Source organism: Streptomyces sp. NPDC002044, from assembly GCF_040296725.1.
Classification (GTDB): Bacteria; Actinomycetota; Actinomycetes; order Streptomycetales; family Streptomycetaceae; genus Streptomyces; species Streptomyces antarcticus.
This window is the reverse complement of record NZ_JBEOXU010000255.1, coordinates 1-4,974: the sequence shown is the minus strand read 5'-3', so window position 1 is coordinate 4,974 and position 4,974 is coordinate 1. Positions and strand designations below refer to the sequence as shown.

Here is a 4,974-nt window from a genome sequence, read left to right as displayed (position 1 = left end):
GACTGGACCGAGACCGGGACCGTCACCGAGACGGTGGCCGACAGCGCGCTGGTGTTGCCGGCGGCGTCGGTCGCGGTCACGCGGTAGGTGTAGGAGGGGGCGGCGCTCAGCGCTGCGCGCGGTCCCCGTGCGCGGGAGCCCCGGCGGCGGGTTCGAGCAGGCGCACGCGCAGGGCCTCGACCAGGGCGGCGTCGGCGCCGAGCAGGTCCGCCGCGTAGCCGTGCACGGACCCGTGTTCCGCGGCCAGGGCAGCCAGGAACAGGCTCATCACCTCGGCGGGCGCGCGGCCGTAGCCGGGCCAGACCCGCGTGCGGCCGGGGTGCCCGGCCCGCCAGTCGTCGAGGAGCCGGCCGGTGGCGAGCCCGGTGAGCGCGAAGTCGTCCACGATGTCCTGCTCGGACACCCCCAGCAGGGCCAGGACCAGCGCGGCCAGCAGACCGGTCCGGTCCTTCCCGGACGCGCAGTGGAAGACCGCGGGGCCGTCCTGGGACGCCAGCACCTGCAGGGCCAGGCGGAGTTCGGCGACGCCGTCGTGGGCGACCTCCACGTAGCGCTCGGCGAGGTAGGGCCCCGGCTCCACATCGGGGCCCAGGGCGGCCTGGTCGTAGGGGCGGTGCTCGACGCTGAGGTTGTGGTAGGCGAAGGACGGATGCCCGGGTACCCGGCCCTTGGACTCGATCTCCCACGGGTAGCGCAGGTCGATGACGGTCTCGATGCCCAGGCCGAGGAAGCGCTCCCAGTCGCCGCCCTCCAGTTTGCCGAGCGAGTCGGCTCGGAACAGCCGCCCCCACCGCACCGTTCGGCCGTCCGCGGCCGGATAGCCGCCCAGATCGCGGAAGTTGTGGAGCCGCTCGAAAGACAGGTGTCGGTTCATCCCCGGCACCCTACGAGGAAGACCGCCGCGCCCTCCGCCCGGGCCCCGCCCGAGGTGTGCGGCGCGCACACGTACCGGAGGGCGCCGCCGACGCGGGGGTCTTCCCGAACCCGTTGACCCCGTTGAGACAGGAGACAGGAGACAGGACGTGCCGTCAGGGATGCGGTCACGGAGGGCCGAGGTGGATGCGGGCGGCTACCGGGAGGTGGTCGCTGCCCGTCGCCGGGAGGGTCCGGACGTCCCGTACGGTCGCCGAGCGGGCCAGCACCTGATCGATGCGCGCGACGGGGAACGCCGCGGGCCAGCTGAAGGCGAGGCCCCGGCGCGGGGCGTCCAGCCGCGAGGTGACCGGGGCGAGCCCGCGGTCGTCCACCGTGCCGTTCAGGTCGCCGAGCAGGACCACCGTGTCCAGCCGCTCGGCCGCGACGGCCGCGCCCAGCAGGCCGGCGCTCTCGTCCCGGAACCGGGAGTCGAAACCGCGCGGCCCGAGGCGGACCGAGGGCAGGTGGGCCACGTACACGGCGATCTCGCCGTGCGGCGTACGGACCGAGGCGCGCAGTCCCCGGTTCCAGTCCTCGCCGATGCCCCGCGGCCGGATGGCGAGGCGCCGCACGTCCGTCAGCGGGTACGCGGACCAGAGTCCGACCGTGCCCTCGACCGCGTGGTGGGGGTAGCCGGCCGCCAGGACCGACGCGTAGGCGGGCAGTGCGGCGGGCGTCAGCTCCTCCAGGGCGATCAGCCCGGGTTGGGCCGCGACCAGGGCCCGCGCGGTGCCCTCGGGGTCGGGGTTCTCGTCGCCGACGTTGTGCTGGACCGTCACGATGTCGGTCTCCGCCCGCTCCGCCGGAAGCAGCAGCCCGCCGAAGAGGTACGCCCACACGGCCGCCGGCAGCGCCACGGCCGCGGCCGCGGCCGCGGAGCGGCGCCACAGGGCCAGTGCGGCCAGCGCCAGGACCGCCGCCCCGAGCCAGGGCAGGAACGCCTCCAGCAGGCTCCCCGGGCGCCCCGCGGCATCGGGCACTGCGGAGTGGAACGCCAGCAGGCCCGCCGTGAGCACGGCGCACCCGGCGAGCGCCCGCCCCCTCCTCCAGGACCATCCGCCCCGCATGCCCTCGCCCCCCGCCCCGCTCGGACAGCCGTCGTGATCGACCCGATCGCCGCTGACGACGCGCTGGGCCGGTGACCGGGTTCCCGCGGCCGCTGCCCGCCGGGCGGACGGCGAGTGCTCCGTACGAGTTCTCTTGGCGGGCCCGTTCGGCCGTAAGGCCGAGTTCATGATCATCATTTTGGCTCCCGATCGTTTTGATGCTGCCATCCGGCCGTGTGAGATCTGGGAGTGCTGCGTGGCCATGTCACGAACGCAAGAACCGCAAGGAACGCGAGAACCGCAAGGACGGCAAGGACGGCAAGGAGCGCAAGGAACGCCGGAACCCCGGGGAACGCGACGGGCCGGGACGGGCCGGCCGCGTCCCACCCGGGCCTGGGGCGCGGCGGCCGCCGCCACGGGGGTCATGCTGCTCATCGCGGCGGCCCCGGGCCGCGCGCCCGGACCGGACCGCACGGACGGGGCCCCCGGCGGCCCGCACCGGGAGGCGGCGGTCACCCTGCTGGTCGGCAGGGCGCTGGAGGACGGGACCCGGGAGGCCGACGGCTGGTGCGCCGTGCACACCTTCCGGCCCGCGCTGTGCAAGCGCTGGCGGGAGCAGCGGGTGCTGGCCACGGCCGCCGGGGTGGCGTCCGTACTGCGCAGGCCGCCGCTCGGTGACGCCGCCCGCGCCGCCCGGGCGGACGCGCTGCCCACCGACGCGGGAGCGCCGCTGGAGATCGGTCTGGCGGACCAGGGCCTGCTCACCGACGTGACCGTGCGCGACGGCCGCGGCCGCCACCTGGCCGGGGAGCTGACCCAGGAGGGCCGGCGCTGGCTGAACACGGAGCCGCTGCGGGCCGGAGAGGCGTACACCCTGCGGGTCGGGGCGCAGGACGCGGCCGGGACCCCCGTCGCCGCGATCCTGCACTTCCGGACCGCGCCGCCCGCCGACGGGGGCCGGCTGACGGTCGGCTTCGGACCCCGCCCGGGAACGTACGGCGCCGGGCAGATCGTGACCGCCGCCCTCAGCCGCCCGGTCCCCGCCGGAGACCTCCTGGCGCGCGCCCGGCTGGAACAGGCGCTCCAGGTGACGTCCGAGCCACAGGTCGAGGGAGCCTGGCACTGGGTCGACGAATCGACCCTGCACTACCGGCCGCGCGCGTACTGGCCCGCCCACGCGGTGGTCCGCGTGCGCAGCGGACTCGACGGGGTACAGGTCGGAGCGGACCTCTACGGGGGTCCCTCCGACGGCGTCGCGTTCACCGTCGGCGACCGCGTCGAGGCCGTCACCGACGCCGCCGCCCACGAGATGACGGTGCGCCGCAACGGGCAGGTCGTCCGGACGATCCCCGTCACCACGGGCAAGGCCGGTTTCCTGACCCGCAGCGGCATCAAGGTCGTGCTGCGCAAGGAGTACAAGGTCCGCATGCGCGGGGACTCCATCGGCATCAAGCGCGGCACCAAGGAGTTCTACGACCTGCCCGTCCTCTACGCGACCCGGGTGACGTGGAGCGGCGAGTACGTCCACGCCGCGCCCTGGTCGGTCGAGGCGCAGGGCGAGGAGAACGTCAGCCACGGCTGTACGGGCATGAGCACGCAGGACGCGGCCTGGTTCTTCCACACGGTCCGCGAGGGGGACGTCGTCGAGGTCGTCAACAGCGGGGGAGAGGAGATGGACCCCTTCGCCAACGGCTTCGGGGACTGGAACGTGGACTGGGACACCTGGCTCGCGGGCAGCGCCCTGGCCGGCGCGGACCCCCACCGGCCGGGCAGGCCGCCCGCACCGGCCCGGCTGCACCCCACGACCTGACCCCGGATCCCCCGGAACGGGCCGGCCGCACGCCACGACCCGAGGGTCCCCGGACCGGGCCGGACCGGGCCGGCGGGCGCCGGTCCGGTCCGGCGGGCGGCCCCGGCCGGCTACTCGAACCGGGACGGGTCGCCGGCCCCGCGCCGCACGATCTCGGCCTCGCCGCTGGAGAAGTCCACGACCGTGGTCGGCTGCGTGCCGCAGTCGCCGGAGTCGACGACGGCGTCCACCACGTGGTCGAGCCGTTCCTTGATCTCCCAGCCCTGGGTCAGGGGCTCGTCCTCGTCGGGCAGCAGCAGGGTGCTGGAGAGCAGCGGCTCGCCGAGCTCCGCGAGCAGGGCCTGCGTGACGACGTGGTCGGGGATGCGGACACCGACCGTCTTCTTCTTGGGGTGCAGCAGCTGGCGCGGCACCTCCTTCGTCGCGGGGAGGATGAAGGTGTAACTCCCCGGAGTCGCCGCCTTGATCGCGCGGAAGACGTCGTTGTCGAAGTTCACGAACTGGCCCAGCTGTGCGAAGTTCTGGCACACCAGGGTGAAGTGGTGACGGTCGTCCAGGTTCCGGATCGACCGGATCCGGTTGATGCCGTCGCGGTTGCCGAGCGCGCAGCCCAGCGCGAAACAGGAGTCCGTCGGGTACGCGACGAGCGCGCCGGAGCGGATGAGGTCAGCCACGCCGCCGATGGTGCGCTGCTGGGGGTTGTCGGGGTGAACGTCGAAGTACTTCGCCATCCGCCGAGCGTACGGGACCCGGCACACTCCCCGGCACGCCGACTGCCGCCGAACAGAGGAGCCGACGGCCTTCGTTCGGGGGAAAATCGGGGGAAAGGGGCCGCAGGGTCCCGGCCCGGCCCGCCCCGGCCGCCGAAGGTACGGTGTCGGCCCCTGCCGGGGCCGTGCGGTGCTCAGGCGCCGCCACGGCAGTAGCGAGGAGAAGTCACGTGTCGCGTGTTTGGAAGAGTGCGGGCCTTGCCCTGGCAGCCGGCCTCGTGGTCCTGGGCGGGGCGTCCGCGGCCTCGGCGGACTCCGTCGCCGAGGGCGTCGCGATCGGCTCGCCGGGTGTCCTCTCGGGCAACGTCGTCCAGATCCCGGTGCACATCCCGATCAACGTCTGCGGCAACAGCGTCAACGTGATCGGCCTGCTGAACCCGGCCCTCGGCAACACCTGCGTCAACGCCTGACCGAGCGCGTCCCGGCCCGCCCC

At 74.6% G+C, this 4,974-nt stretch carries 5 protein-coding genes; 2 read left to right on the top strand and 3 right to left on the bottom strand.

Annotated elements, in window-relative coordinates; all coding sequences use genetic code 11:
- Positions 1-106 precede the first annotated feature (106 nt).
- The gene (locus tag ABT106_RS30980; protein WP_351284128.1) at positions 107-874 is read right to left on the bottom strand and encodes a tyrosine-protein phosphatase; all 768 of its coding nucleotides are present in this window, start codon (positions 872-874) and stop codon (positions 107-109) included.
- Between the two features lie 166 nt (positions 875-1,040).
- Positions 1,041-1,982, bottom strand: a complete 942-nt coding sequence (locus ABT106_RS30975; protein WP_351284125.1) for an endonuclease/exonuclease/phosphatase family protein — start codon at positions 1,980-1,982, stop codon at positions 1,041-1,043.
- A gap of 403 nt (positions 1,983-2,385) precedes the next feature.
- Here ABT106_RS30975 and ABT106_RS30970 point away from each other — a divergent pair, with 403 nt between their 5' ends.
- A complete protein-coding gene (locus ABT106_RS30970; RefSeq protein ID WP_351284122.1) occupies positions 2,386-3,771 on the top strand; it encodes a L,D-transpeptidase in 1,386 nt (461 codons plus the stop codon).
- Positions 3,772-3,881: 110 nt separating this feature from the next.
- On the opposite strand, the gene ABT106_RS30965 is transcribed toward ABT106_RS30970, so the two are convergent.
- Positions 3,882-4,502: an L-threonylcarbamoyladenylate synthase gene (locus tag ABT106_RS30965; protein ID WP_267719475.1), complete on the bottom strand. Its 621-nt coding sequence runs from the start codon at positions 4,500-4,502 to the stop codon at positions 3,882-3,884.
- Between the two features lie 209 nt (positions 4,503-4,711).
- Between ABT106_RS30965 and ABT106_RS30960 the strand changes: the two genes are divergently transcribed.
- The gene (locus ABT106_RS30960) at positions 4,712-4,951 is read left to right on the top strand and encodes a chaplin (protein ID WP_351284119.1); all 240 of its coding nucleotides are present in this window, start codon (positions 4,712-4,714) and stop codon (positions 4,949-4,951) included.
- Positions 4,952-4,974: the final 23 nt, after the last annotated feature.

Coding starts and splice junctions, on each gene's coding strand:
- ABT106_RS30980 (WP_351284128.1), bottom strand. CDS start 874: ATGAACCGACACCTGTCTTTCGAGCGGCTCCACAACTTCCGCGATCTG.
- ABT106_RS30975 (WP_351284125.1), bottom strand. CDS start 1,982: ATGCGGGGCGGATGGTCCTGGAGGAGGGGGCGGGCGCTCGCCGGGTGC.
- ABT106_RS30970 (WP_351284122.1), top strand. CDS start 2,386: ATGCTGCTCATCGCGGCGGCCCCGGGCCGCGCGCCCGGACCGGACCGC.
- ABT106_RS30965 (WP_267719475.1), bottom strand. CDS start 4,502: ATGGCGAAGTACTTCGACGTTCACCCCGACAACCCCCAGCAGCGCACC.